The sequence below is a fragment of the Actinocorallia aurea genome, assembly GCF_054783995.1.
The window spans coordinates 1-24,011 of record NZ_BAAGPQ010000020.1; the positions used below are offsets into that span (position 1 = coordinate 1).

The following is a 24,011-nucleotide window of genomic DNA, read 5'->3' on the forward strand; positions in this document are numbered from 1 at the left end:
ACCTCGACCTACCCGCCGCCACCACCCACCTCTTCCCCCACCTCACCCCACCACCACCCGACCCCACACCGTCACCCGCACCCGCCGCGATCCTCGCGACTCCGCCGCTGCCGGGCACGAGCGAGCGCGGCCGGCGGCCCGCCACCCCGCCGAACGCCTTCGTCGTCCGGCCTCTGCGACGCCCGGAGAGACTCCCGGACCAGCTCGAGGCCATCGCGAAGGCCGACGGGCCGTTTCCGGGAGGCTCCTAATGCGTCTTCGCCGTCGCCGCTGCCTGGTCTGTTACTGGCACGAAGGCGCGTTCGTCGCCCACCCCTACCCCGGTGCCCTCGCCGTCACGCTGCCCGCGGTCGGCGCCGAGATCCTTTCCGTGTTCGATGAATGGACCAGCATCGAGCAGGTCGGCGCCCCCTTGGAACACCTGGACGGCACGACCGTCGCGCAGGCCGTCGCCGCCCTACGGGAAAACGGGCTCCTGCTGGAGGAGCACAGCGCCGAAGCCGACCGTGACGACCGCATCGCCCACCAGTGGCGATCCTGGGAACCGGAGGCGACCTTCTTCCACTACGCCACTCAGGACACCCACACCGCCGAAAGCCTGGCCTCCCAGGAACCACCGGAGATCGAGAAGCTCCCGGCTCTGTTCACCACCTACCCCAACGCCGATCGCATCTTGCTGCCACGTTACCCCGCCGCCCTAACGGCACCGCTCGGTGAGGTCCTCTACCGCCGCCGCACCCACCGCGACTTCACCGAGACCCCCGTCGCCTTGCCGACCCTGGCCGCCCTGCTCCAAATCTGCTTCGCCCCGGTCGACTACCTCGACTCCGCCGAGCTCGGCGCGGTGACCCGCCGCACCAGCCCGGCCGGCGGTGCCCGCCAGGAACTCGACCCCTACCTGGCCATCGCCAACGTCACCGGAATCCCCGCCGGTATGTACCACTACAACAGCCTCGAGCACAGCCTGGAACTGCTCAGTGAGGGCTTCACCCGCCAGGAGGCCGTCGCCATGTGCGCCGGGCAGGACCACTTCGGCGGGGCAGCCTTCCTGGTCGTCCTCGTCGCGGTGATCGAGCGCATGCGCGTCAAGTACCGCTCCCCGCGCTCGTACCGCGTCAGCCTCTTGGGCGCCGGGCACCTGGGGCAGACCTTCGCCCTGACCGCCACTGCCCTCGGCCTGGGCCCATTCCAGACCGGTGCCTTCCATGACGCCGCGGTCGTCGAACGACTCGGCCTGGACAACACCTCCCGTACCCCCGTGTACGTACTGGGCGCCGGACACCCACAATCCGACCCAGAACACAGCCCCACGCCCGCCGGGCTTGACGCCTTCCGCCGCACACCACTGACATGAGCCGACCACCCTGAAGGTTCCAAAGAACGTGCCCTGAGCTTCCCCCGTGGTTACGGACGGCTACAGTAGTTGACCTTGTGTCAGCTGGAGGGGGAGCTTCGTGCCCGGACCGCGCCCGACCGAGTTCCGTGAGGGCGCCGTTGCGTTGGCTCGTCTCGGCGATAAGCCTGTGCCCGAGTTGGCGAAGGAGCTGGGGATCAGCGAGTCGTGCCTGCGGAATTGGGTGTCGCAGGCGGATGTGGATGCGAAAGGCGGCCGGGACGGTCGTTTGACGAGCGAGGAGAAGCGTGAGCTGACGTGTCTTCGGCGCAAGAACAAGCAGTTGGAATTGGAGAACGAGATCCTCAAGCGTGCGGCGGCGTACTTCGTGCGGGAGAACGTTCTCCCGAAATAGCGTACGGGCCGGTGCGTGAGCTTTCCGATCAGGGTGTTCCGGCTGCGGTGGCCTGCCGTGTGCTGGAGGTCTCTCGTTCCGGATATCACGACTGGCTCGGACCGGCCCGCTTCCAGGCGCTGTCAGGAGAATGCCGATCTGCTCAAGCAGATCCGCCGCATCCATGCCGATTCGCTTGCGGATCGCGGTCGCCGACATCCCGTACTCGCCGGCCTTGAAAAGCGCCGCGGCCTGTTCATGCTCGGTTTGGGGTGGCGGAGGATAGGTTGACTTGGCCGTAGCTCTCGGCGTGTCTGTCGGGTGTCGCTCCCGGGCGGCGCCCTCGGCCGCGTCGTCCTTAGGCGACGGGGCCGTGGGCGCAGAGGTGCTGAAAGGGCGGAACCGGGAGAACCCTCGAGCACAAGGCTGCCGGGTGAGAGCCCGTTGGTCGCGCCCCAACGGCGCAAGCTCACTCCGTCCAGGACACTGGGCCGAGGCCGTCCGCTTCGCCACCCTCACCCGTCTGGGCGGTGCGGGCGCGGGTGCCCTGCCCGCCGTCGCTCGCAACCCGGTCTCCGGTGCCCGCCCTGCTCAGGCGAGGGCGTCGAGTTCCCAGGGGTCGTGGGCGCTGATCAGGGTGACGTCGCCGGAGTGCAGGCGGGCCAGTTCGCGCAGCCGGGCCTGGTTGGCCATGCGCAGCGGGCGGTCGACCTCGGTAGCCTGTTCCAGCAGGTCCATGCCGGGGTGGCCGTGGGGCTGGTCGGGATCCAGGGTGCCGTGGAAGTAGTAGGCGTCGCCGCAGTGCAGGATCCAGCGGTCTCCGGCGTTGACGGCCACCGCGCTGTGGCCCCGGGTGTGGCCGCCGAGCGGCACCAAGAACACCTCGGCCGACACCCCGTCCAGGGGACGGACGGCGTCGAACCCGAACCAGGACTCACCCCGCAGCTCGGGCGCGGGAACCCAGCGGGGACGGTGGGCCCAGTGCGCGTGCCGGTAGCGGATCCGGTCCTCAGGGTGGCCGGGACCCGGCTGGAACGCCGCCCGCAGTTCGGCTTCGGCGACGTGGACGCGGGCCTCGGGGAAGTCGGGCAGGCCCCCGGTGTGGTCCAGGTCCAGATGGGTCAGGACGATCTCGCGGACGTCGCGGGCCTCGAACCCCAGCGCCTCGACCCTGCTCAGCGCGGTCTCGGCCGGGTTCAGGACCGGCTGGGCCCGTCCGAGGAACTCCTGGCTGAGCGTCTCGTCCGGGCGGGCGACATCGTCGGTGCCGAGGCCGGTCTCGACCAGGATCAGCCCGTCGGAGTCGGTCTCCAGCAGCAGGCAGTGGCAGACCGCAGGCAGGGTGCCCCGGTCGGAGGTGATCTCGCGCATCGACCCGCAGTTCAGGTGATGGATCTTCATGACGAACACCCCTTTAGATAACGAACGATCGTACGTAATTGGCGAACGATCGTTAGGTTAAGCTGAACTCATGAGCCCGCGCAAGTCCGCCGCCGAAACCGTCGCCACCCGCGCCCGGATCCTCGACCACGCCCTGCGGGCGGCCGCCGACCGCGGCCTGGAAGGAGTCACGATCGGCACACTCGCCGCCGACCTGGGCATGAGCAAGGCGGGCGTCATCGGCCATTTCGGCACCAAGGAGGCGTTGCAGATCGCCGTGCTGCAGGAAGCCGTCGACCGGTTCCGGCGGCGGGTCCCAGTACGGGCCGCCGCCGCATCCCCGGGCCTGCCGCGGGTGCTGGCCGCCCACACCGAGTGGTTCGCCCACATGGCCCACGACAGCGCCGGATGCCTGCTGTCGGACGCCGCCGCCGAGTTCGACGCCCGCCCCGGACCCGTCCGCGACACCGTCCTGTCCGCCCTGGACGCCTGGACGTCCTACCTGCGCGGCGAGCTGGAGACCGCACGGGACGGCGGAGACCTGCCCGACGACGCCGACCTGGACCAGATCCTCTTCGAACTCGGCGGCGCCGCCCTGGCCACCGCCCGCGCCATCGGCATAGGGGACGCGGAAGACGGCACCCGCAGAGGACGCCTCGCGATCGAGAAGATCCTCACCGCGCCCCTCCCGACCACCCCCCGCTAGCGACCTGCCGCGGCCATCCGGCCCGCGACGGCCGCGGACCGGATGCACTCGGAGACGCAAACGAGGTGCCGGGAGGCCCAGCGGACATCAGGATCCACAGTGGGGCGGGATACGCCGGATTCGCGGCACAGTTGCCGTGCGTGGCGTTGATGGTGGCGGGGGCAGTGCCTTCGGGGTGGAGCCGACCGCCGTCCGAGCCCCTCTTCCACGTCCCCATGCCAGAGATCGTCGGCTGGAGTGGCGAGCACGAGGGCGCAACCCTTCACGCACAGGTCACGCACAGCGGCGGGGCGGTCGGGCCGGCCGCGGCAGCACCACGGCCTTCCGCGCGGCCGCCACGCTCCTGCCCGCACGCAGCAGGCCCGCCGCACCGGCCGTCCCGCGTGCCGCACCCCGTCGGCGTCCACGAGCCAACGACGGCCCATCAGGTCCCGGTCGGCGTGTGCGCCGAGCGAGGCGCACAGATGGCCGGTGACGTTGAGCGCCACCCCGGCGCTCAACGTCGAGGCGAGCACCACTACCGCCTTGTCGGCCCGGTAGTCGTAAGGCTGGTCCACTGACTGGGGTTCCTCGATGCCGTGCGCACGTTCCTCAGCTTGATCTAGCCGATCTTCATCTGCTGCTCTATCGGGCTTCGCCGCCGTCGTCACGTTCGGCCCTGACTCGCCGCCGCGGCCGGCCTCGGCGACGGCTCTGTCAGGGGCGAGCGGCTCTCGGTCTGCCGGAGGCGGGCTGCTTCGACCTGATGTCCCGGGAGGCCGGGCGGGGCAGGGAGTTCAGGAGCGGTCGCGTGGGGGCGCTTGTTGAGGAGGAAGAGACCGGCGATGATGACGAGTCCGCCGATGACCGCTGCCGGCCGGGGGTGTTCGCCGAGCCAGAGGTAGGAGATGCCCAGTGTGGCGACGGGAACGAGGTAGAGGGCCGCGGTGGCGGTGGTGATGCTGAGCCGTGCGACGGCGTACCCCCAGGCGACGAAGCCCGCGGCCGAGGGCAGAAGGCCGAGGTAGAAGGCGGCGGCGGCCGATCCGGCCGGGGCGTCGAGAAGGGCCCGGAAGGTACTGGGGGCGAGCGGGACGAGCAGGGCCGTGCCGGCCCAGGTGCCGTAGGCGGCGACCTCCAGCCCCGTGTGACGCCGGAGCAGGGGCTTGATCGTGAGGTGGTAGACGGCCTGGCAGAGGGCCGCGCCGAGGACGGCCCAGGCTGCCGCGGTGTACCCGTGCTCCTTGCCGGACACCGCGATGAGCACCGCGCCGGTGAGCGCGACCAGTGATCCTCCGGCCTTGGCCCGGGTGAGCCGCTCCCCGGCGAAGCACACGGCCAGCAGGGCGCTCATCGCGGGGACGGCGGCCACGATCAGGCTGGCGGTACCGGCGGGCACATGGACCTCGCCCCAGTTCAGGAGCAGCTGGTAGGCGCTCATCCCGGTCACGCCGATCACGGCGATACGCCACAGGTCCGCGCGGGCGGGACGTCTCACTCCCAGCACGGGGGCGACGGCCGCCAGGGCGGCGGAAGCCACGGCGAGACGCAGGAGGGACAACTGGGCCGGCCCGAGACCGTCCAGGGCCACCCGGATCGCGGGGAAGGCGGAGGCCCACAGCAGCACGGTGGCGGCCAGGGCGAGCAGGGTCTTGTCGAACTTCACCCCACCGAGCTTGCCGGGTAGAATCCATTAGGTCTAGTTATCTTTTCTTCCCCTAACCTTAATTGGATCTTTTGTGTTGGATGTTCGCCGCCTCCGCGTGCTGGCCGAGTTCGCCGCCCAGGGAACCGTCGCGGCCACCGCCGAGGCCCTCCACCTCACCGGACCGGCCGTCTCCCAGCAGCTGGCCGCGCTGGAACGGGAAGCCGGCCTGCAGATCCTGGAGAAGCGGGGACGGACCCTGCACCTCACCACCGCCGGACAGCGCCTCGTCGACCACGCGCGGATCGTCCTCGGCAGCCTCGCCGCGGCGGAGTCGGACCTGGCGGCCCTGCGCGGAGGCGGACACGGCACCGTCCGCATCGCGGCGTTCCCCTCCGCCGCCCGCACCCTCGTCGTCGGCCTGTGGCCGGCCCCCGGCACCGCACCGGACCCCCGGGACCCCGTCCTGCACCTCACCGAACACGAGCCCCCCGCCGCCGAAGCCGCGCTCCTGCAACGCCAGGCCGACATCGCCATCACCCACTCCTACAGCCTGCTCCCGCGCCCCCTGCCGCCCGGCTGCGAACAACGCGCCCTCTTCGACGAACCGGTCCACCTCGTCATGCACTCGGCGGACGCCGCCAGGCACCACCTCTCCCCAGGCGGCGCGGCGGACCTGCGCGACTTCGCCGACGCCCTCTGGCTGCTCCCCGACACCCGCACGGCCTGCCACGAGATGACCCAGCGCGCATGCGGAGCCGCCGGCTTCGCACCCAAGGCCACAGCCGTGGCCGGCGACTTCGCCGTCCTGTCCGCCCTGGCCCGCCGCGGCGCGGGCGTCGCCCTCATCCCGCACATGGCCCTGCCACCGCACGGCCCGGACCTCAGCGTCCACCCCCTGCGCGTCCCCGTGCACCGCAGCATCCACGCCCTGTACCGCTCGGGAACCGCACAGCACCCCGCGATCCGCAACGTCCTCGACCGCCTCCCCACGACCAGCGGCTGAGACAACACCTCCGGGTCGATCAGGCCCCGGGACTCGACGAAGGGGTGCAGTAATGGTAGGGCCCGGTGATCGAGTGATCGGTGTTCTTTCTCGACCATCACTCTCTGTCATTGATCCTGGTCTGGGCGGGAGCGGGATCCGGCTTCGCATGCACGGCGTGCCTGCTGCCAGACGCTCTCGAACTCCTCCTTGTCGGAGGGCTGCGGATCCTCGTGGTCTCCGCGGGTGAAGCTCCATTCGTCGACCATGCCGTAGGTCTCGTAGTACTGGTCGCTGGAGCCGTCGCGGAGGGCAGCCTCCCACTCGTCCATCGAGCATGCGGTGTTCGCCTCGCGATCGGGGCCTTCCAGCTCGACTTGGCGCTGAATGAATCCTTCGTCATCGAGTTCGAAGTAGCGCCAGAGGTTGTCGTCCGCCCAGTGGTCGCGCATCCATCGCATCTGGCCAGGATCCCACCTAACTCCTTTCAGCCCTCATGGTCGCCGGGGGCGTAGCGGCTCCAGGGGGTGCCGGCGGCCGCAGCGTGGCGGTGGGTGGTCTCGTTGTGGAATCCGAGCATCCCGGCGATGACGGGGGCGGGGGCTTGGAGGACGAGTTGGCGGAGGGTGGCGGCGCGGGCGTTGGTGCGGTGGAGGCCGTGGGAGCCGAGGCGGCCGCTGATGGTCGCGGGGTGTAGAGGCTGTCCGGCGCGGCGGCCGGGGAAGAGCCAGCGGCTGTCGGGGTTGGTGGCGGTGAGGGTGTTCGGTCTGGCCGCGACGTAGTCGAGGAGGAGCGCCGCGAACGGTTCGGGGACGGGGGTCGGCGGGTCGCCGAGGCGGAGGAGGACAGCGCCGTCATCGATGGCGAGGTCGTCGGCCCCCAGCACGGATTCCTCACCATCAACACCAACGGTCACCACCTGCCGGCCAACGGGAGCGACCGGCGCCCCCATCCGACCCGCTGCCGCCATCCCCTGCCCCGCGTCAGACGCCCCCGACACCCCACCGCTCACTGCGACGCCGACCTCACCGCAGCTCCGGTACCATCCGTGTCACTCCGTGAGCTAGCCGTCCTGCTGACCTCAAGCAAGAACTCTTCTAGATCATCGGCACTGGCGAAACCCCTGAAACCAGCACCGCCACCGGCCTGCGCACCCTCGGCAACATCGCCGCCTACACCCTGCTGACCTGGCCCGAAGCCCAAGGCCACTGCCCCCACCCCTCCATGACCCGAGCCCTCCACGAGGAAGTCGCCCGACGCTATGCTCGCATCCGCCGCGGAAACTCCCTGAGCCGGCAGCGCTACGGCCGCAACTCCCCCTTCGCCGCCCCTCCAGCCGAACCGCAGGCCTGCGCAACCGCCCTCTACATCGCCCGGCAAAGTACCAAGATCACTCATCATCGGGCCTATCGGGAACAGATCAGCCGACTCCACCGGGTCGGGAGAGACATCTCCAAGGCCATCTCCAGGGCCATCGAAGACAAGACCGAGCTCCCCGGCCTCACACCAGGGACTGTTCTGCGAAGGGCTCTGACTCACTTTCGGTGGTGACCGAACGTGAGGTCGGACGACGGGGCGAACTCCGGGCGAAATGCCTGCGGTTGGGCTACCGGGCGGAGGTCCCGGACCGGACGAAGCGAGCAAGTCGAGCGCCCGCTGGGCTGCTTGGTCAGTCCTCCGTAGGGTTACGCTCCGCTACCACCGAAAGCGAACCAGAGCCGTTCGCTAAACAGACCCACCGTGGGGCGGGCGAGGCTCCGATCGGTCCGTCAGGGCGGGAGAGGTCGGTTCCGTTCCTTGAAAACCGAATAGTACTTAGCTTTGGGTTGACGTGTGCGCTGTGTCACATCTAAGGTCGCGGGAAGAGGCGTTGTTAAAACGTTTTAAGAAACCTTCGGCTCAACCACCCCATCAGGAGCCACATGTTCCCGTCGCCCCGTGGACGGCTGGTCGGCGGCGCCTTCGCGCTGACGCTTGCCCTGTCCCTCGTCACGGTGCCCGCCGCTGCGGAAGCTCCCTCGACCCCGTTCGGCACCTCTTTCGCACGTGACTTCGCCGCCCCTCCCTTCGACGCACGGCCGAAGATCCGGTACTGGTGGCCTTGCGGCCAGATCAGCCCGGAGGCGATCGAGGCCGAAGTGAAGCAGATCGCGGACCGCGGCTTCGGCACCGCGGAGATCGTCTGCATGTTCAGCACCGACCCCGCGCAGTACGGCTGGGGCAGCCCCGTCCTCTCCGAGCGGCTGGAGCAGGTCGTCGCGGCGGGCCGCGCGCACGGAGTCGAGATCGACCTGACGGTCGGCCCCTCCTGGCCCCTCGTCGTTCCGGGGCTCACACCTGACAGCCCGCAGGCGGCACAGGAGATCGCCTACGGACAGACCGCCGTGGCGGGCGGTGCCGCCTACACCGGCCCGGTGCCCGCCGCGCCCGGCGCACGTCCGGGCGTCACGGAGCAGAAGCTGGTCGCCGTGCAGGCGATCCAGTGCGTCGCGAGCTGCACTGCGAACGCACCGGTGCGGCTGCGCAAGGACACGCTGGTCGATCTCACGGCGTCCGTACGCGAAGGCACCGTGTCCTGGAAGGCCCCGACCGGAGCGCAGTGGCTGCTGCTGGGGTTCTGGCAGCGTGGCACCGGCCAGACGACGGTGGCCGGGCAAGCCGTCTCCGGTCGACCCGCCTATGTGGTCGACCACTTCAGCGCCGCCGGCGCCCGCGCCGCAACCGGGTACCTGGACTCCCACGTGCTGACCCCGGAGCTGCGCGGACTGCTGAAGCAGAACGGCGGCGACCTGTTCGAGGACTCACTGGAACTCGACTCGAACCAGCACTGGACCGGGGACCTGCTCGACCGCTTCCGCGCGCTGCGCGGGTACTCCCTTCGCGAGAACCTCCCGGCGCTCTTCATCGACGGGATCCACCGCCAGTACACGTCCGTGACCCCCGATGCGGCGCCCGCCTTCGAGTTCGACGACGGCAGCGGAACCCGTGTCCGCGACGACTACTACCGCACCCTGACCGACCTCTACGTCGACGCCCATGTGCGACCGCTCCAGGACTGGGCCCACGCGCGGGGTCTGCGGTTCCGCGCCCAGCCCTACGGCACGACCATCGACACACCGACCGTCCAGGCCGCGCTGGACGTGCCCGAGACCGAATCGCTCGGCATGACCGCGGACTACGACGACGAACCGTCCCGATGGATCTCCGACGGAGCGGTGCACCTGTCGGACCGGAAGGTCTACTCCCTGGAGTGCTGCGCCTCCTACGACAACGCCTACGCGCAGACCTGGCCTCAGATGCTTCGGCACTTCAACACGGCCTTCGCGAACGGTGTCAACCAGATCGTCTATCACGGCTTCTCCACCGAACAGGCGCTCGGAGCCCCCTGGCCGGGCTTCTCCCCGTTCACCGCCCAGGGCGGTAACGGCTTCTCCGAGGCATGGGGGCCGCGCCAGCCCACCTGGGAGGACACCGACGAGATCACCGGCTGGACGTCGCGCATGCAGTACGTGCTGCGCAAGGGCCGCCCTTCGGTCGATCTGGCCGTCTACCGGCAGGAGTACGGCAAGAAGGTGCGGGTTCCCGAGGGAGCCGCGGCGTTCACCTACGATTTCACGGGTCCCGATCAATTGGACGGGACCCAGGTGCGGGACCGTCGATTGGCTCCCGAGGGTCCGGCGTACCGGGCGTTGATCCTCGACCGCCAGCCGACCCTGCCGCTCAAGACCGCGCAGAGGCTCCTGCGGCATGCCAGGGAGGGGCTGCCCATCGTCGTCGTCGGAGACCCGCCGACCAGGACGCCCGGCTCCGACCCTTCCGGACAGCAGGACGGAGAGCTCGCCGACCTGGTCGAGCAGATTCTCGGCCAACCGTCCGTCCGCCGGACCGACGACCCGGATCGCCTGCCCGCGGTGCTCGAGGAGCTGGGTGTCCGCGCGGCGGCCGAGAACGCCGGCGGTCTGGCGACCGTGCGCCGCGCCCTGCCCAAGGGCGAGCTGTACTACCTGAACAACCCCACGGCCACGGAGGTCTCCACCCAGATCTCCCTGGAAGGAGGCGGCCGGCCCTATGCGCTGGACGCCTGGACCGGACGGATCACCGCGATCGGCCGGTACGCGACCGAATCCGGACGTGTCCGCGTACCGGTCGTCCTCGCACCAGGAGGCTCCGCCGTCATCGCCCTGGGCGCCGGAAGCGATCGCCACGTCACCTCCGCCTCAGGAGGTGAGATCGCCGTGCGCGACGGCGTCCCGCACCTGCGCGCGAGCACGGCGGGCATCTACTCCGTGACCCTGGCCGACGGCAGGACGACCCGGGTCGCGGTGCCCGAGGTACCCGCGCCCCAGCGGCTGGACGACTGGACTCTGATGGTCGACGACTGGCATCGCGGCGCGGATGGGCAGCGCGAGATCACCCGTCACTCGCTCGATGTCGACGGCCTGAAGTCGTGGGCGGACATTCCGCAGCTCCAGGACGTGTCGGGCGTCGGTACCTACACCACCACCGTCCGGCTCGGCCGCGCCGAAGGCGCCTACCTCGACCTGGGCCAGGTCACCGACACCTTCGAGGTCACGGTCAACGGGCAGGTGCTGCCGGCGGATCAGGTGAGCAGGCGGATCGACCTCGCCGGCCACCTCAGGGCCGGCACCAACACGATCACCGTGCGCGTCGCCACCACGCTGCGCAACCGGCTCCGGGTCACCGACGGCTTTCCCGCCCAGGCGGGCAGGCCCCGCCAGCCGTACGGCTTGATCGGGCCCGTCGTGCTCAGTCCGTACCGCCAGGTGCCTGTCGGGAGTTGACGACGGTACCGCCCGGCTCCGGGTCCAGAACCGGAGCCGGGCACCGTCAGCGCTCCTCCGGGCGAAGCGCCGCCGAGCGGGGGCTTGGGCCGTTCCGGTGATGATGCGAAAGCCGGTGTCGCCGTTGGTGCTGTCGGGGTGGTGCGGCTGCGGGCGGCGACGCGGTAGTGATCGTTCGGGAAGCCGTCCCGGTCGTCGTGCCCATGAGGAAGGCGCCGTCTGGGAGCGTGCCTTCGCTGTCGAGTGTGCGTTCCGACAGCGCGGAGACCGGCCGGTATCTGGCGGCGCTCATCCTGTCCGAACTGGAGGACCGTGAAAGGCCTGAGGCGGTCCCGGTCCTGGGCCTGTCGGTGATTCCTCGCGAGTCCACAGCGGCCCCCGGTTCCTGACCCGCGTCACCTGGGACGGGCGGCGGTTCGATTCTTGCCCCAAGCGGCGGAGTAAGCGTGCTCGACGAGGGCGACGAGGACGTCCCGGGCCGAGGAACGCCGCCGTACATCGCACAAGACCATGGGGATGCCGGGCGAGAGACCGAGGGCGTCGCTGATCTCCTCCGAGGTGTAGTCGGCGGCGTCGTCGAAGACGTTGACGGCGATGAGGAAGGGCGTGCGGCGCTGCTCGAAGTAGTCGATGGCCGGGAAGCAGTCCGTGAGGCGTCGGGTGTCGGCGAGGACCACGGCGCCCAGGGCACCGTAGGCCAGGTCGTCCCACATGAAGCCGAAACGGTCCTGGCCCGGGGTGCCGAACAGGTAGAGGACCATCTTGGACGAGAAGGTGATGCGTCCGAAGTCCATCGCCACGGTCGTCGTCGTTTTGCCTTCGATGCCGGCGACGCTGTCGACGCCCACGCTGCGTTCGGTCATCGTCTCTTCGGTGCGCAGCGGACGGATCTCGCTGATGGTCCCGACGAGGGTGGTCTTGCCCGCACCGAATCCACCGGCGACGAGGATCTTGATCGAGGTCGGCAGATCCTCGGGATCAAAGCGCTCTGAGTCCATCGAGGATCTCCCTGAAGATGCGTTCCGTCGGGGGGTATGAGGTGGGGCCGGATGCACTGACCCGAAGGAATCCGGCATCGAGGAGGTCGGCGAGAAGAACTCGCACGACCGGCAGGGGAAGGCCCATCTCGGAGGCGATGTCGGCGACGGCCGCAGGCATGCGGCACAGATCCCAGGCGGCCAGATGCTCGGGATCGAAGTCGGCCGAGCTCCTCGCGGGCATGCCCACCGCCATGACGATGCTCGCAAGGTCGAAGGTCCGGCCCGTCGGCCGTGTCCGGCCGCGGGTCATCGCGTACGGCCGGACAACGGGGCCTGCCGCGTCGTCAGCCCATCGTTCGCGGCGATCTTCCATCGCTACGGTCTCGCTTCCAGCGCGTCGGATCGTTGCCGTGCGGCGAGGTGGCGACCGACCTTCTGAACCAGCGTCGCCATCTGGTAGGCGATCAGGCCGATCTCGGCGTCCGCGGTGGCGACGACGGCCAGGCAGGTGCCTTCACCGCTCGCCGTGACGAAGAGGAAGAGGTCGTCGAGTTCGACGACGGCCTGGCGAACCCTGCCGCCGTCGAACTGTTCGCCCACCCCGCGGGCGAGGCTCTGGAGCCCTGCCGCGAGAGCGGAGAGCCGCTCGCTGTTGTCCCTGCCGAGCCCGCGAGACGAACCGACAGGGAGACCGTCGCGGGACAGGACGATGGCGTGCTGCACGTGGGCGACCCGCGTGACGAGGTCGTCGAGGAGCCAGTCGATCTGGGAACCTGCGGTGTTGGCGTTCATTGCCCGTCCTTCAAGGTGTCGTCCGTATCGATGTCACGGGCGCGGCGCCAGCTGTTCTGGAGCGAGCTCATGAGCTTCTCGGCCTCCTCTGGAGATCTGTCCGGACGCCGGTCGCGTCGGGCCGCCTGATCGGGGTGTTCGACTCCCGTGAGCGGTTCTGATCGGGGGACCCGGCGCGGGAGCGCGGGCCTGCCTCCTTGCGGTGCCGGTCGCGGTGACGGAGCGGAGCTCTCCTGCCGCGGAGTAGCGGGCACCGCCGCGAGGGCCGTCACGGTGGCGGTGCGGTGGCGGCCCTGCTGCGGGAGGGCGGGCTCGGGTCGGCGTGCCGGAGCGTCAGCCTGATCCTCGCTCTCGGCGACGAGGTCTTTGGGAAGGATGACGACGGCGATGACACCGCCGTACGTCGAGGCGGAGAGCGTGACCTTGATTCCGTGCCGCGCCGCGAGCCGGGCCACGACGAACAGGCCCAGCTGGTTGCTCTCGGAGAGGTCGAATTCGGGAAGGTCGGCCAGTTTGGCGTTCAGCTGCGCGAGATGGGCGTCGTCGACGCCGATGCCGCGGTCCTCGATCTCGATCGCGAAGCCCTTGCCGACGAGTTCGCCGCGGACGCGTACCTCGGTGCTCGGTGGTGAGAACGTGGCCGCGTTCTCGATCAGTTCGGCGACGAGGTGGATGACGTCGGTGACCGCCGCTCCGGTGAGGGCCGCCGTGGTGGACGTGGTGACCTTGACCCGGGTGTAGTCCTCGACCTCCGAGGCGGAGGCGCGAAGAACATCGATCAGCGGGACGGGGTGGCGCCAGGTCCGTCCGGGGGTGGTTCCGGACAGGATGATGAGGCTTTCGGCATGGCGCCGCATCCGGGTGGTGAGGTGGTCGAGTTTGAACAGGTCGTCCAGTGCGTCCGGATCCTTGGTCTGCTGCTCCATCGTGTCGAGAAGCGTCAGCTGGCGGTGGAGCAGCGTCTGGTTGCGCCAGGCCAGGTTGAGGAAGACAGAGCTGATCCCCTTGCGGAGCTCGGCCTCCGCGACCGCCGCGGCGACCGCCGCGTGCTGTACGGAGGTGAAGGCCTGGCCGACCTGACCGATCTCGACCGTCGAGCCGGTCGCGATGGGGGTGAGCTCCGCCGCGGCGTCGACCTCCTCGCCCCGCCTCAGCCGGTCCAGGACCGCGGGCAGGTGCTGTTGCGCCAGCCTCATGGCGCCGGCCGTCAGGTCCGTGAGTTCTCGGGTGAGCCGGCGTCCGAGACGGGAGACCATGAACAGCGACGCGATGACCGCGAGGAGTCCCAGGCCGCTCGCCGCTAGCAGCTTCACCAGCGAGGAGCGGTACGCGTCCTCTCCTCGGGCGGTCAGATCGGTGCCCATGCGGGTGAGTTCGCTGGTCGAAGTGGTGCTGATCTCCTGCACGGTCGACTGCCAGACCGCCGCATCGAAGGGCAACGGGCGTCCCGACGGGCTCTTGACGGCCTTGGCCTGAAGGGAGCGGAGCTTGACGAACGCGGGTGACTCCCGGAGCGAGGTCCACGCCGCACTTCCACGATCGAGCTGGGGAATCGCGATGTCGAGGAGGTAGAGCTGCGCCCCGGCGCTGGTGGTGAACGCGGTTCGGGCGGGAGCGGTGAGGCCCGTCTGCGGGTCCGCGGCGGCGACGAGGGCCTGCTGTCGGGAAAGCATCTCTCCCGACCGCATCAGCGTCGTGACCGCCATGATCTGATGCCGCACGGCCGGGGCCGCGGAATCGATCAGGGCCTCCGACCCGGCCATGACGCCGTCGTAGATCGAGTTGTACTCGTTGAAGGCCTGGAGGACATCTGACGTGCCCGCATCGACCGCGGCACGTACGGCGGCGAGGCGGCCAAGGTAGGAGACGGCCTTGTCGACACGTGCGAGCGTTCCGTTTCCGGTGACCGATTCGCGCAGATCGGCCGATGAGGCCGCAGACCTGGCGATCTCGACCGCCTGGTCGGTCGCCGTGCGCCGCTCGGTGAGAGCGGCGCCGCCGGTCTGGCCCGTCCCGAGCGCCGGGAGCGTGGCCAGGCGTTCGTTCTCGACCGAGATGGCGGCGAGGCCGATGGGCGTGGCGAGTTCGCTTTGCAGGTTGTGCAGCCGCAGGTAGCTGAGGGTGTCTCCGACGGTGATGCTGGTGATGAAACCCCAGAGGGCCGTCAAGGAGACCAGGGGGATCAAAAGCAGAACGAGAATCTTTCTGCCGATCGTTCGTTGACGTTTTCTCATCGCACCTATCGCTGTCGATCTGGTTTTCGCCGCCTGAGTGCCCGGGCGTGATGGGGACACTAGCGAACAGGTGCGAGTGGTGGTCAACCTATCGTCACGAGCGTTTCGGTAGGAGTGTGAATTGGCCATCCACGGTGAGGTCGGGTGCGGAGAATTCCATGCTTTGCAAGCCCTGCATGGTCTGGTTCGCGCAGGTCAAGAGCTGATCCCGCTGAGTGGGAAGGGTGACGGGCGAGTGTGGTCGCTCCGATTCTGGCAGACCTGGTAATGGCTTGAATGGGCTGATTCTCGTGCTCTTTCCCCCTGCTCTCCCGTTGATCGGGAGTGGCCTCGCTTTTCAGTGGAATGCATTGTGTCTCAGGTCGATAAAAGACCGGTGCGGCACAGCCGCAAGGGGTACGAACGGCAGACCCCGAACGTCGAACGCCGGGGTCCTGCCGTAGCGATTCAGGTGACCGATGGGCGCGCCGTAGGCACGGTGGCGGTCCGCCGGCTCCTCGCCTGCCGGCCGTGAGTCAGCGGGGGGCCATGCGGAGAGCTCCGTCCATGCGGATGACCTCGGCGTTGAGGTAGTCGTGGTCGACGATCGCCATCACCAGCGAGGCGAACTCGTCGGGCCGGGCGAGCCGGTGGGGGAAGGGGACGGACGAGGCGAGCGCGTCGAGATAGGAGGGTGAGAGGGTGGTCAGCAGAGGCGTCTCGACGATGCCCGGGGCGATCGCACAGACACGGATGCCGTGGGAGCCGAGGTCGCGGGCGGCGGGAAGCGTGAGGCCGACGATGCCGCTCTTCGAGGAGGCGTACGCGGCTTGGCCGATCTGGCCCTCGTAGGCGGCGATGCTCGCCGTGTTGATGATGACGCCCCGCTGGCCGTGCTCCAGAGCCTCGGTGCGGGAGATCTCCTCCGCGGAGAGCGCGAGGACCGTGAAGGTCCCGATGAGGTTGACCTCGATGGTCTTCCGGTACAGGTCGAGGTCGTGGCCACCGGTCCTGCCGAGGATCCGCGCCGAGGGCGCGATCCCGGCGCAGTTGACCACCGTGCGCAGGGGCCCGGCGGCGGCCGCGGCCGAAACGGCGGCGCGAACCTGCGCAGGCTCGGTGACGTCGGCCGCGACGTAGCGAACGCCGTCGACCTGCGGGGCTTCGGCCATCGCATCGGGCAGGTCGACGGCGAAGACGCGCGCTCCGCGTCTCGCCAGGGCGGCTGCCGTCGCCGCCCCCATCCCCGAGGCGCCCCCGGTGACGAGGGCTGCCGTGTCGGCGACTTGCACGTGGTTCTCCTCCACTGAATCGGCCAGGAACGTTGAGCTGTCTACCCGGGGCTGAGGTGTCGTGTCCCCGGCGATCCCACTGCCCGGGACCGCAGGGGCCGGTCCCACTGAATGGGACCGGCTCCGTTCCTGTGTCAGCCGTCACATCACAGTCATGGCGACGCAGTGCGGAGCGAAGGAGCGCGTCATGAGACACGGCAGTGCAGTGAAGACGGCGGGGGCGGCGTTCGCCTTGGTCGTCCTGGCCGCGGGGTGCGGAGGCGGTCGCTCAGGTGAGGCGGTGACCGGCGAAGGCACCGGTGACCCGGCCGCGGGAGCGGCGGCCACCTTCGGTGAGCTGGCATCACCGTGCGGTCCGGGCGAGGCGAAGACGGCCACCGGGCAGGGGGTCACCGCCACCGAGATCCGGATCGGCTACGGCGACGATCGGGGCTTCGCCGCAGCGCCCGGCCTGGGCGAGGAGAACGGCGACGCCGTCGACGCGATGGTGAAGTGGTGCAACGAGCAGGGCGGCATCCTCGGGCGCACGATCGTCGGCACGCGTTACGACGCGGCGCTGACGAACGCCGCGTCCGTGATGCAGAAGGCGTGCGCGTCCGACTTCATGCTCGTCGGGCAGGGCTTCGCCTACGACGAGGCGGCCGAACCGGTCCGGGTCGGCTGCGACCTGGCCACGGTCCCGTCGTACACGGTCGGGCCGAACGCGAACATGGGCCCCGCCAAGGTCGAGCCGATGCCGTTCCCGGTCGACCGGTTCAATGCGGCGGGCCTGGCGGCCGTGCTGAAGCTCGTCCCGGAGTTCGGGAAGAGCCCCGCGATGGTCCTTTCGGACTCGCCTCCGATCAAGGCCGCGAGCGCCAAGACCGCCAGCGCCCTCGGCGAACTGGGCGTGACGGTGAAGGACTGCGGCATCACGATCAGCCAGAACGGCGAGGCGAACTACGTGCCGTTCGCGCAGAAGCTCAAGGACTGCGGCGCTTCGGCGGTCTGGACGAGCAACGGACCGATCCCGAGCCAGATGGGCTTGTTCGAGGCGTTCGGCCGTGTCTCCTATGCCGCGCCGAAGGTCGCCGAGGCCCAGTGGTACGGCGAGGCCGCAGCCCAGTGGAACGGCAAGTCCGGCGCGGGCGACGGGCTGGTCACCGCGCTGTACTTCCAGCCGTTCGAGAACGCGGCCAAGGTCCCCGCCGTCAAGCAGTATCTGGACCTCGTCCACGCCGACGGAGGAAAGACCGCGACGCTGGGCATGTCCGCCACCTCCGCGTTCCTTCTCTGGGCGACCGCCGCGAAGGGGTGCGGTGACGACTTGACCCGCGAGTGCGTCCTCAAGGGCCTCTCCGAGGTGCACGAGTGGACGGGCGGCGGTCTGCACGCACCGAGCGATCCGGGTGCCAACCTGCCCAGCCACTGCGCGCTCGTGGTCCAGCTCAACGGCGGTGCGTGGAAGCAGGTGTACCCCGAGACGGCCGGCGAGTTCGACTGCGACGAGAGCAAGCTCGTCGAACTCGACCCGAAGCTCTCGGGCGTGACGCTCAACTCCGACCGTCTCTCGACGGCCTTCCTCAAGTAGTGATCCAGCCGTCGGCCCTGGACCGGGCCCCGGCGAACACGGCCCGTGCCCGCGGTGGACACCGCGGGCACAGGGCGAGAATCGGGATGGGACCGTGACCACGTTCCTCACCTACACAGCCCTGGGCCTGGTGCTCGGTGCGGTGTACGCCATCGCCGCCTCAGGCCTGGTGCTCACCTACAACACCTCGGGCGTGTTCAACTTCGCCCACGGCGCCCAGGCCATGATCGGCGCCTTCACCTACTACCAGCTCGACGTCACCTGGGACCTGCCCGCCGGCGTGGCACTCCTGCTGGTCCTCGGCGTGCTGGGCCCGGGCATGGGCCGGCTCCAGCACGCCCTGATCATGCGGGGACTGCGCGACACCGAGCAGATCACCAGGATCGTGGTGACGATCGCGATCATGCTCGGCCTCGTCGCCTTCGCGCAGTGGATCTGGGACCCCGAAGAACCGCGGGTGCCCGAGATGTTCTTCGGCGTCGACCGGACCGTCTCGGTCTTCGGTGTGGTGCTCCGATACCACGAGGTGATCTGCCTCGTCATAGCCCTGGTCCTGGCCGTCGCCCTGCGCACGCTGTTCGTCCGGACCCGCCTCGGCGTCCTCATGCGGGCCACCGTCGACGATCCGGATCTCCTGCGCCTGGCGGGTCACGACCCGGATCGGGTGTCGGCCGCCGCCTGGATGCTCGGCTCGACGCTCGCCGTGCTCGCGGGAGTGCTGATCACCCCGGTCGTCGGCGGTCCGCTGGAGGCCAACGCGCTCACCCTGCTGGTCATCGACGCGTTCGCGGCGGCGCTCTTCGGAAGGCTGAAGAGCATCCCGCTCACCTTCCTCGGCGCGATCGTGCTCGGCCTGCTGAACAGCTACCTCGTCGGCTACGCGCCGACCGAGTGGCCCTGGGTGGGCAACCTGCGCCAGGCACTCGCCATGATCATTCTTTTCGCCGTCCTGCTCATGTTCCGGCACGAGCGGCTGCGCGGAACCGCGACCCGAGCCCGAGAACGTGCCGAGCCGCCCACCGTTCGCCGCGCGGCGCTCTGGGGAGCGGCCTTCGTGATCCTGGTCCTGGCCTTCCGCCAGATCATCGACGACTCGTCGGTCGGCGTGCTCACCCTCGGCATAGCCTTCGCCGTCATAGCGCTGGCCCAGACGCTGCTCACCGGTTATGCCGGCGAGGTGAACCTGGCGCCGTTGGCGTTCGCCGCCATCGCGACGATCGCGGCGTTCCACGTGGGGATCGAAGGACAGGGCCTGGACGCCCGCCTGAGCATCGGCGGCCTCGCCGCCGGAGTCGTGGCGGCGGTCGTGACCGGAGCACTGGTGGCGATACCGGCGTTGCGGCTGCGCGGCCTGTACCTGGCGCTGGCGACGCTCGCCTTCGGAGTGCTCGTCTCCACGATGGTCCTGCGGGACATCCAGGAGCACACCGTCTTCGGTAAGACCTTCGCCCTCTTTCCCAACGGCAACCTCCTCTTCCCGAGGCTCACGGTCGGTCCGGTCGACCTGGCTGACGACGACGTGTTCCTGCTCTTCTCCGCAGTGGTCTTCGCCGGGCTGGGCGTCGGCCTGGTGGCGATCCGCAACAGCGGCTACGGCCGCCGCCTCACCGCGATGAAGGACAGTCCTGCGGCCTCGGCCATGCTCGGCCAGCGGCTCCTCTGGCTGAAGCTGTCGGTCTTCGCCTGTTCGACCGCGATCGCCGGGCTCGGCGGGATCCTGATGGCGATGGCGCTCACCTCGGTCACGAAAGAGCATTTCGTGTTCACGATCAGCCTGTCCCTGGTGATGCTGGGAGTGGTCGGGGGGATCGGCTACGTCAGCGGCGCCCTGTTCGCGGGCCTGGTCGCCGGCGCGGGTCTCACCGCGGTCACCGCGATGCTCGGCGGTGCGGCGACCGCCCATCCCGAGTTCGCCGACTCCCTCGGAGTCGTTTCGCACCTCGTCCTGGTGAGCGCGGCAGTCGCCGGCATCGGCGTCGCGAGAAGCCCGAGCGGCTTCCTGCACGACCTGTTCACCGCCCATCGGAAGCTCGCTTCGGCGCCGTACCTCAGGTACGGCGGCCTGGCGGCCCAGGTCGTGCTCTACGCGCTCGCCTGGTGGGGCGTGCTCAGCACCGCGGCATTCATCGTGCTCAGCGCGGTGCTCTGGTTCGGGCTTCCGAGCCTGGGCGCCCGCAGCCCGCAGCAGGCGCGGGAGACACCGCCGGAACTGGTCGGTGTGGACGAGCCCCTCACTCCCGGCGTCGTGCACCGGATCGACGATCGGCTGGGCATCGCGGAAATGCTGCGTGAGAGTGCGGCCCCCAGCGCCGTCTCCATGGTGAAGGAGGTGACCCATGGGCGTGCTTGAGACCCAGGGCGTGACTGTCAGGTTCGGTGGGAAGACGGCGTTGGAGAGCGTCGGCATCAGCATCGAAGCGGGTGCGGTGACCGGGCTCATCGGCCCCAACGGGGCAGGGAAGACGACCCTGTTCAACTGCATCACGGGCATGCAGCCCGTACGCACGGGCAAGGTCGTCTTCGACGGTGAGGACATCACGAGGCTCGGGTCCGGCCGGCGGGCCCGGATGGGCATGGCGCGTACCTTCCAGCGCCTCGAGTTGTTCCTGTCGCTCAGCGTCCGGGACAACGTCAGGGTCGCCGGGGACATCGTCCGTGCGAACACCCGGCGCCGGTTCGACGTGGCGGCGGAGACGGACCGGATTCTCGCGCTGGCCGGCCTCACCGACATCGCCGACAAGGACGTCTCGGCCATCCCGACGGGCCGGGCGCGCGTCGTCGAGGTGGCGAGAGCGCTCATGACCCATCCCAAGCTTCTGCTGCTCGACGAGCCGGCTTCAGGACAGACGGAGCGGGAGAGCGAGCGTTTCGCCGAACTCGCGCGGAACCTCGCGGAGGACGGGATGGCGGTCTGCCTCGTCGAACACGACCTGCCCATGGTCATGTCGCTCTGCTCGACCATCCACGTTCTCGATCACGGCGCGCTCATCGCCTCGGGAACGCCTGCCGAGGTCCGCGCGACGCCGCAGGTCATCGCCGCCTACATCGGGACGGAGGAGGGCTCATGAGCGCCGGCACCGCGGATCCGGTGATCGAACTGCGAGGGGCGCACGCCGCCTACGGTGAGATCGAGGTTCTGCACGGAGTCGACCTCGCCGTCCCGGCGGGAGCCGTGGTGGCTCTCCTCGGACCGAACGGTGCGGGTAAGACCACGCTGCTCAAGGTGGTGAGCGGCCTGCTCCCGACCACGGCGGGCGCCCTCCTGCTCGCGGGCAGGGACGTCACGGGGATCACCGCCACCGAGACCTCCGGCCTCGGCGTCTGCTCGATCCCCGAGGGGAGAGGCGTTTTCGCCAACCTGACCGTCCGGGAGAACCTGTGGATCGCGGCGGGCGAGAAGACGTCTCTGGCGGAGATCGAGGAAGTGGCGTACGGGCGCTTTCCGAAACTGGGGGAGCGGCGCCACCAGCTCGCGGGGTCGATGTCGGGCGGCGAGCAGCAGATGCTGGCGCTGGCACGCGCCCTCGGCACCGATCCCGCAGTGCTGCTGCTGGACGAGCTCTCCATGGGCCTGGCCCCGCGCATCGTGTCGGAGATGTACGAGGTCGTCGCCGGGCTAGCCGCAGGCGGCGTCTCCGTGCTCGTCGCGGAGCAGTTCGCCCGGGTGGTCCTGCCGATCGCCGATCACGCCGTCCTTCTCGCGGGCGGCAGAGTCGTCTGCACGGGCGCTCCGGGCGAGATCGAACAAGAACTTTCCACCGTCTACCTGGGAGGCTGAAAATGCTCACCGAATCCCGCCGCGAAGAGTTCCATGAGGCCGTCGCGGAACACCGGCTCAAGACCAGCGCGTCACGCGGCGACAAGCCGCTCCTCGTCCTCGGCGGCCTTCTGCTGGCCGTCGGGATGGTGGGGGCCTTCGTCGCCTACAGCGCATCGCTCTCGCAGAGCGATCTGCGCGATGTCGCGTCGAGCCAGGTCCTGGCGACCGCGTTCCTGGTGACCGCCGTCGCGGGCGCGGCCATCTACGTCTCCGCCTCCGTCGCGCGCGTGCTGCGTCTCTGGCTGCTCCGCCAGATCATCGAAGGCCGGGAGCAGGCCGAGCGCATCAGCGCGGCCCTTTCCGCTGAGCAGGACTGAGCGCGCCCGGCGGCGCCGTTGCGCCTAGCGTTCGCACCGGCATCGACCACGATGAGAACGGGAACACTCCACCATGCGCACTGACGCAGACACGACGGCGCCGACCACGGCCGCGCACGACACGTTCGCCGAGATCGTGCGCGCCCGAGCCGGAGACGGCGAACTCGGCCTCATCTTCGAGGACCGGCGCTGGTCCTGGGCCGAGATCATCCAGGAGGGCGCCGACAGAGCCGCCCTGCTGGATTCGGTCGAGACCCCCGGGGGCCGTCCCCCGCACGTCGGTCTGCTGCTGGACAACGTGCCCGACTACGTGTTCTGGGCGGCGGCGGCCGGGATGAGCGGCGCCGTGCTCGTCGGCATCAACTCCAGCCGCAGCGCGACGGAACTCGCGCACGACATCCGGCATGCCGACGTCGATCTCGTCATCACCGAGGCCCGTCTGCGGCACCTCGTCGACGGCCAGGACCACGGGGTTCCGGCCGAGCACGTCCACGATGTGGACCGTCAGGAGTATCAGGCGGTCCTCGGTCCCTTCCGGGGTTCTCCCCTCCCGGACGCCCGCCCCGCTCCTGAGGACCTGTTCGCCCTCATGTACAGCTCGGGATCCACCGGTGCGCCGAAGGCGGTCATCCTCAGCCAGGGGCGGCTGGCGCGGCTGACTCCGGTGCTCACCGGCCGGATCGAGCTGACCCGCGCGTCGACCACATACCTCTGCATGCCGCTCTTCCACGGCAACTCGCTGATGATGAACCTGGTTCCCGCGATGGCGACGGGGGCCACCGTGGGGATGGTCCGCAAGTTCTCCGCCAGCAGGTTCAGCAGCGACGTGCACCGCTTCGAGGCGACCTATGTCAACTACGTGGGACGGGCCCTTTCCTACGTTCTGGCCCACCCCGAGGATCCGCGCGACCGTGCGGGCACGCTGCGGCTCGCCTTCGGAACCGAGGCCTCCGACGCCGACGTCGCACGTTTCTCCGAGCGTTTCGGCTGCCGGGTGCTGGAAGGCTACGGGCTGAGCGAGGGCGTCTTCCGGCTGAACCGGACCTCGGACACTCCGCCCGGCTCGCTCGGCCTGCCCGCCGGCGGACTCGACGTCCGTGTCCTCAACGAGGAGACCGGCGAGGAATGTCCGCGAGCCGCGTTCGACGCGACGGGGCGCCTGACCAACGGAGAGGCCGTCGGCCAGATGGTCGCGATGGGGGCGGCGCACACCTTCGAGGGCTACTACAAGAATACGGCCGCGCGGGCCGACCGCGTCCGCGGAGACGACTTCTGGTCCGGCGACTTGGCGTACCGGGACGCGGCGGGCTACTTCTACTTCGCCGGACGGTCCTCGGACTGGCTGCGCGTCGACTCCGAGAACTTCGCCGCCGCCCAGGTGGAACGGGTGATCCTCCGCCACCCGGACGTGGCCGCGGCACCTGTGTTCGCCGTGCCCGACCCCGTCACGGGGGACCGGGTGATGTGCACGATCGAACCCGCACCGGGCAACGCATTCGAGCCGGAGACCTTCGGTGAGTTCCTGGCCGGCCAGCCCGACATGGGCGCCAAATGGTGGCCGTCGTTCCTGCGCGTCACGCCCGCTCTCCCGCTCACCGGCAGCGGCAAGGTCGACAAGGCGCCCCTGCGCAGAGCCGCTTGGAACACCGACGACCCGGTGTACGTGCGGGTGGGCCGCACCCATGAGTACGTCCTTCTCGATCGTGAGGCGCGTGCACAGCTGGAGAGCGGATTCGCCGAGCACGGCAGGACGGCGCTGCTCCCCGCGGCGTCAGGCAAGTGAACCGGCTCCCACGGAGGTCA

22 protein-coding genes and 1 pseudogene are annotated in these 24,011 nt (G+C 69.6%); 13 read left to right on the forward strand and 10 right to left on the reverse strand.

The features are described 5' to 3' along the window. From ACYVOM_RS24025 to ACYVOM_RS24035, 3 genes and pseudogenes are all read left to right on the forward strand, one after another. A pseudogene (locus ACYVOM_RS24025) lies at nucleotides 1-251 on the forward strand (hypothetical protein); the annotation flags it as partial. Then, complete coding sequence (locus tag ACYVOM_RS24030; RefSeq protein ID WP_460305736.1) at nucleotides 251-1,354, forward strand: SagB/ThcOx family dehydrogenase; 1,104 nt, start codon at nucleotides 251-253, stop codon at nucleotides 1,352-1,354. The pseudogene ACYVOM_RS24025 and the gene ACYVOM_RS24030, both read left to right, overlap by 1 nt. 100 nt (nucleotides 1,355-1,454) lie before the next feature. Then, complete coding sequence (locus ACYVOM_RS24035; RefSeq protein ID WP_460305737.1) at nucleotides 1,455-1,748, forward strand: transposase; 294 nt, start codon at nucleotides 1,455-1,457, stop codon at nucleotides 1,746-1,748. A 570-nt stretch (nucleotides 1,749-2,318) separates the two neighbouring features. Here the strand turns inward: ACYVOM_RS24035 and ACYVOM_RS24040 are convergent. Then, the gene (locus ACYVOM_RS24040; RefSeq protein ID WP_460305738.1) at nucleotides 2,319-3,128 is read right to left on the reverse strand and encodes an MBL fold metallo-hydrolase; all 810 of its coding nucleotides are present in this window, start codon (nucleotides 3,126-3,128) and stop codon (nucleotides 2,319-2,321) included. A 70-nt stretch (nucleotides 3,129-3,198) separates the two neighbouring features. On the opposite strand from ACYVOM_RS24040, the gene ACYVOM_RS24045 reads away from it, so the two are divergent. Then, complete coding sequence (locus tag ACYVOM_RS24045) at nucleotides 3,199-3,813, forward strand: TetR/AcrR family transcriptional regulator (protein ID WP_460305739.1); 615 nt, start codon at nucleotides 3,199-3,201, stop codon at nucleotides 3,811-3,813. On the opposite strand, the gene ACYVOM_RS24050 is transcribed toward ACYVOM_RS24045, so the two are convergent. Together ACYVOM_RS24050 and ACYVOM_RS24055 are read right to left on the reverse strand one after the other, a co-directional pair. Next, nucleotides 3,810-4,463 (reverse strand): DUF2000 family protein, encoded by a 654-nt coding sequence (locus ACYVOM_RS24050; protein WP_460305740.1) that lies wholly within the window; start codon nucleotides 4,461-4,463, stop codon nucleotides 3,810-3,812. The genes ACYVOM_RS24045 and ACYVOM_RS24050 overlap by 4 nt on opposite strands. Then, a complete protein-coding gene (locus ACYVOM_RS24055) occupies nucleotides 4,460-5,458 on the reverse strand; it encodes a DMT family transporter (RefSeq protein ID WP_460305741.1) in 999 nt (332 codons plus the stop codon). The genes ACYVOM_RS24050 and ACYVOM_RS24055 overlap by 4 nt, the downstream gene beginning before the upstream one ends. Nucleotides 5,459-5,531: 73 nt before the next feature. Between ACYVOM_RS24055 and ACYVOM_RS24060 the strand changes: the two genes are divergently transcribed. Further along, nucleotides 5,532-6,443 carry a LysR family transcriptional regulator gene (locus ACYVOM_RS24060; RefSeq protein WP_460305742.1) on the forward strand — a complete coding sequence of 304 codons (912 nt, stop codon included), beginning with the start codon at nucleotides 5,532-5,534 and terminating at the stop codon, nucleotides 6,441-6,443. A 107-nt stretch (nucleotides 6,444-6,550) separates the two neighbouring features. On the opposite strand, the gene ACYVOM_RS24065 is transcribed toward ACYVOM_RS24060, so the two are convergent. Next, complete coding sequence (locus ACYVOM_RS24065) at nucleotides 6,551-6,883, reverse strand: hypothetical protein (RefSeq protein ID WP_460305743.1); 333 nt, start codon at nucleotides 6,881-6,883, stop codon at nucleotides 6,551-6,553. Nucleotides 6,884-6,909: 26 nt separating this feature from the next. Further along, nucleotides 6,910-7,308 carry a hypothetical protein gene (locus ACYVOM_RS24070; RefSeq protein ID WP_460305744.1) on the reverse strand — a complete coding sequence of 133 codons (399 nt, stop codon included), beginning with the start codon at nucleotides 7,306-7,308 and terminating at the stop codon, nucleotides 6,910-6,912. A 1,036-nt stretch (nucleotides 7,309-8,344) separates the two neighbouring features. Here ACYVOM_RS24070 and ACYVOM_RS24075 point away from each other — a divergent pair. Together ACYVOM_RS24075 and ACYVOM_RS24080 are read left to right on the forward strand one after the other, a co-directional pair. Beyond that, a complete protein-coding gene (locus ACYVOM_RS24075; RefSeq protein ID WP_460305745.1) occupies nucleotides 8,345-11,224 on the forward strand; it encodes a glycosyl hydrolase in 2,880 nt (959 codons plus the stop codon). A 203-nt stretch (nucleotides 11,225-11,427) separates the two neighbouring features. Beyond that, nucleotides 11,428-11,613, forward strand: coding sequence for a substrate-binding domain-containing protein (locus ACYVOM_RS24080; protein WP_460305746.1), 186 nt, complete (start codon nucleotides 11,428-11,430; stop codon nucleotides 11,611-11,613). A 6-nt stretch (nucleotides 11,614-11,619) separates the two neighbouring features. Here ACYVOM_RS24080 and ACYVOM_RS24085 read toward each other — a convergent pair whose 3' ends face one another. The 5 genes from ACYVOM_RS24085 to ACYVOM_RS24105 form a co-directional block, all read right to left on the reverse strand. Further along, nucleotides 11,620-12,222: a GTP-binding protein gene (locus ACYVOM_RS24085; RefSeq protein WP_460305747.1), complete on the reverse strand. Its 603-nt coding sequence runs from the start codon at nucleotides 12,220-12,222 to the stop codon at nucleotides 11,620-11,622. Continuing rightward, nucleotides 12,203-12,577, reverse strand: a complete 375-nt coding sequence (locus ACYVOM_RS24090) for a DUF742 domain-containing protein (RefSeq protein WP_460305748.1) — start codon at nucleotides 12,575-12,577, stop codon at nucleotides 12,203-12,205. Before ACYVOM_RS24090 ends, ACYVOM_RS24085 begins: the two co-directional genes overlap by 20 nt. A 2-nt stretch (nucleotides 12,578-12,579) precedes the next feature. Further along, complete coding sequence (locus ACYVOM_RS24095) at nucleotides 12,580-12,996, reverse strand: roadblock/LC7 domain-containing protein (RefSeq protein WP_460305749.1); 417 nt, start codon at nucleotides 12,994-12,996, stop codon at nucleotides 12,580-12,582. Continuing rightward, nucleotides 12,993-15,164 (reverse strand): sensor histidine kinase, encoded by a 2,172-nt coding sequence (locus ACYVOM_RS24100; protein ID WP_460305750.1) that lies wholly within the window; start codon nucleotides 15,162-15,164, stop codon nucleotides 12,993-12,995. Before ACYVOM_RS24100 ends, ACYVOM_RS24095 begins: the two co-directional genes overlap by 4 nt. A gap of 581 nt (nucleotides 15,165-15,745) precedes the next feature. After that, nucleotides 15,746-16,501 (reverse strand): SDR family NAD(P)-dependent oxidoreductase, encoded by a 756-nt coding sequence (locus tag ACYVOM_RS24105; protein WP_460305751.1) that lies wholly within the window; start codon nucleotides 16,499-16,501, stop codon nucleotides 15,746-15,748. Nucleotides 16,502-16,688: 187 nt separating this feature from the next. On the opposite strand from ACYVOM_RS24105, the gene ACYVOM_RS24110 reads away from it, so the two are divergent. The 6 genes from ACYVOM_RS24110 to ACYVOM_RS24135 all read left to right on the forward strand — a co-directional run bounded on the left by ACYVOM_RS24110 (nucleotide 16,689) and on the right by ACYVOM_RS24135 (nucleotide 23,991). Continuing rightward, nucleotides 16,689-18,071 carry an ABC transporter substrate-binding protein gene (locus ACYVOM_RS24110; RefSeq protein WP_460305752.1) on the forward strand — a complete coding sequence of 461 codons (1,383 nt, stop codon included), beginning with the start codon at nucleotides 16,689-16,691 and terminating at the stop codon, nucleotides 18,069-18,071. 94 nt (nucleotides 18,072-18,165) lie between these two features. Further along, on the forward strand, nucleotides 18,166-20,421 hold the full coding sequence (locus ACYVOM_RS24115; RefSeq protein ID WP_460305753.1) for a branched-chain amino acid ABC transporter permease: 2,256 nt from the start codon (nucleotides 18,166-18,168) through the stop codon (nucleotides 20,419-20,421). Further along, nucleotides 20,408-21,139, forward strand: a complete 732-nt coding sequence (locus ACYVOM_RS24120) for an ABC transporter ATP-binding protein (protein ID WP_460305754.1) — start codon at nucleotides 20,408-20,410, stop codon at nucleotides 21,137-21,139. Before ACYVOM_RS24115 ends, ACYVOM_RS24120 begins: the two co-directional genes overlap by 14 nt. After that, the gene (locus tag ACYVOM_RS24125; RefSeq protein ID WP_460305755.1) at nucleotides 21,136-21,849 is read left to right on the forward strand and encodes an ABC transporter ATP-binding protein; all 714 of its coding nucleotides are present in this window, start codon (nucleotides 21,136-21,138) and stop codon (nucleotides 21,847-21,849) included. The genes ACYVOM_RS24120 and ACYVOM_RS24125 overlap by 4 nt, the downstream gene beginning before the upstream one ends. A gap of 2 nt (nucleotides 21,850-21,851) precedes the next feature. Then, nucleotides 21,852-22,208, forward strand: a complete 357-nt coding sequence (locus ACYVOM_RS24130; RefSeq protein ID WP_460305756.1) for a hypothetical protein — start codon at nucleotides 21,852-21,854, stop codon at nucleotides 22,206-22,208. A 73-nt stretch (nucleotides 22,209-22,281) separates the two neighbouring features. Continuing rightward, entirely contained in the window at nucleotides 22,282-23,991 is a 1,710-nt protein-coding gene (locus tag ACYVOM_RS24135) for an AMP-binding protein (protein ID WP_460305757.1), read from the forward strand. Nucleotides 23,992-24,011 lie beyond the last annotated feature (20 nt).

Excerpts from the sequence above, each read along its gene's own strand:
- ACYVOM_RS24135 (WP_460305757.1), top strand. The coding sequence starts at position 22,282 with ATGCGCACTGACGCAGACACGACGGCGCCGACCACGGCCGCGCACGAC.
- ACYVOM_RS24065 (WP_460305743.1), bottom strand. The coding sequence starts at position 6,883 with ATGCGATGGATGCGCGACCACTGGGCGGACGACAACCTCTGGCGCTAC.
- ACYVOM_RS24080 (WP_460305746.1), top strand. The coding sequence starts at position 11,428 with ATGAGGAAGGCGCCGTCTGGGAGCGTGCCTTCGCTGTCGAGTGTGCGT.
- ACYVOM_RS24110 (WP_460305752.1), top strand. The coding sequence starts at position 16,689 with ATGAGACACGGCAGTGCAGTGAAGACGGCGGGGGCGGCGTTCGCCTTG.
- ACYVOM_RS24090 (WP_460305748.1), bottom strand. The coding sequence starts at position 12,577 with ATGGAAGATCGCCGCGAACGATGGGCTGACGACGCGGCAGGCCCCGTT.
- ACYVOM_RS24040 (WP_460305738.1), bottom strand. The coding sequence starts at position 3,128 with ATGAAGATCCATCACCTGAACTGCGGGTCGATGCGCGAGATCACCTCC.
- ACYVOM_RS24045 (WP_460305739.1), top strand. The coding sequence starts at position 3,199 with ATGAGCCCGCGCAAGTCCGCCGCCGAAACCGTCGCCACCCGCGCCCGG.
- ACYVOM_RS24130 (WP_460305756.1), top strand. The coding sequence starts at position 21,852 with ATGCTCACCGAATCCCGCCGCGAAGAGTTCCATGAGGCCGTCGCGGAA.
- ACYVOM_RS24125 (WP_460305755.1), top strand. The coding sequence starts at position 21,136 with ATGAGCGCCGGCACCGCGGATCCGGTGATCGAACTGCGAGGGGCGCAC.
- ACYVOM_RS24075 (WP_460305745.1), top strand. The coding sequence starts at position 8,345 with ATGTTCCCGTCGCCCCGTGGACGGCTGGTCGGCGGCGCCTTCGCGCTG.
- ACYVOM_RS24120 (WP_460305754.1), top strand. The coding sequence starts at position 20,408 with ATGGGCGTGCTTGAGACCCAGGGCGTGACTGTCAGGTTCGGTGGGAAG.
- ACYVOM_RS24095 (WP_460305749.1), bottom strand. The coding sequence starts at position 12,996 with ATGAACGCCAACACCGCAGGTTCCCAGATCGACTGGCTCCTCGACGAC.
- ACYVOM_RS24085 (WP_460305747.1), bottom strand. The coding sequence starts at position 12,222 with ATGGACTCAGAGCGCTTTGATCCCGAGGATCTGCCGACCTCGATCAAG.
- ACYVOM_RS24030 (WP_460305736.1), top strand. The coding sequence starts at position 251 with ATGCGTCTTCGCCGTCGCCGCTGCCTGGTCTGTTACTGGCACGAAGGC.